Origin of the sequence: Streptomyces sp. NRRL S-495, assembly GCF_000966955.1 — a bacterium.
Taxonomy (GTDB): domain Bacteria; phylum Actinomycetota; class Actinomycetes; order Streptomycetales; family Streptomycetaceae; genus Kitasatospora; species Kitasatospora purpeofusca.
The window spans coordinates 1-1,192 of the sequence record NZ_JZWY01000317.1 but is presented as its reverse complement, the minus strand read 5'-3'; the positions used below and the strand labels follow the sequence as shown (position 1 = coordinate 1,192).

1 protein-coding gene and 1 pseudogene are annotated in these 1,192 nt (G+C 76.9%); one reads left to right on the top strand and one right to left on the bottom strand.

Annotated elements, in window-relative coordinates; all coding sequences use genetic code 11:
* Positions 1-876: hypothetical protein (locus VR45_RS50570; RefSeq protein ID WP_353612696.1), on the top strand; the 876-nt coding region annotated here is incomplete at its 5' end.
* A 139-nt stretch (positions 877-1,015) separates the two neighbouring features.
* Here VR45_RS50570 and VR45_RS44175 read toward each other — a convergent pair.
* Positions 1,016-1,192, bottom strand: a pseudogene (locus tag VR45_RS44175) (ribosome biogenesis GTPase Der); the annotation flags it as partial.

Sequence of the window (1,192 nt, the reverse complement as noted above, 5' to 3'; positions counted from 1 at the left end):
CCGCCCAGCACCCCGGCAGGCGGCCGCCGCACCCCGCATCCCCCGGCGTCCTCACTCGTTGGGCCCTGCGTGTACAGCTACGACGTCCCCGCAGCCCCCCGGCGGTCCGCCGCCTCCCGCGCGATCCCGGGCATGCGCCCGTCGTACGACGCCGAGCACCCGCACTCGGCGACGCCGATCTACGACGAGCTGTACTCCGAGTACCGGCGCCTCTTCCGCGCCCTGCCCGGCGACCGCTCCGGCGAGGAGGACCTCACCTTCGCGGGCTTCGCCGTCCGCGACACCGGCCCGGGGCGCGCCGACCACCGCACCGACCACCGGACGGACCACCGCGGCTACCCCCCGCAGCACCAGGCGTTCCAGACGTACGCGGGCCAGGCGATCGGCCTCCCCCAGTTCATGCCGAGCCAGCCGGGCAACCCCGACCACACCGGCCCGGCCGAGCAGCACGGCCACACAAGCCACACCGGCCACCAGGGCCCGCACAGCCAGCACGGCCACAGCGGACTCCCCGCCCTCCCGGCCCAGATCCACGCACACGACCAGGGCCACACCCAAGGAGGCCACCCCGGCCACGCGCCGAGCCCGTACGCGACCGGCTTCCACCCCGTCGCCGCCCCGGCCCACCCCCATGCACCGGCCCCGGCCCAGTTCGGCACCGGCCAGGGCTGGGTGGCGGCCGGCTACCTCGGCTCCGTCCCGCACCCGATGGCGACGCACCTGCCCGCGCCGGCCCCGGTGACGGTCCCGGTCCCGGCCCCCGTGCCGACCGTGGGCACCGCCTACGGCCCCGGCGGCGGCCCCGGCGCGACCAGCGGCGGCCGCCACCGCAGCCTGCTCTCCCTCCCCCCGGGCCGCGGCGGCGACCACCACTGACCCACCGCACCCCGCACCCCGAACCCGGCCGGACACGACGAAGGGCCCCGCCACCCGGTCCGAAGACCGGCCGACAGGGCCCTTCCCCACGGCTTCCGCCCGGCTCACCGCATCAGCGGCTCCACCGGAGCGTCATCCGTCACTTCTTCCGGCTGCGCTTCTCCCGCACCCGCACCGAGATCGAGATCGGCGTCCCGACGAAGCCGAACTCCTCGCGCAGCCGGCGCTCGATGAAGCGCCGGTAGCCCGCCTCCAGGAAGCCCGAGGCGAACAGCACGAACCGCGGCGGCCGGGTGCCCGCCTGGGTGCCGAACAG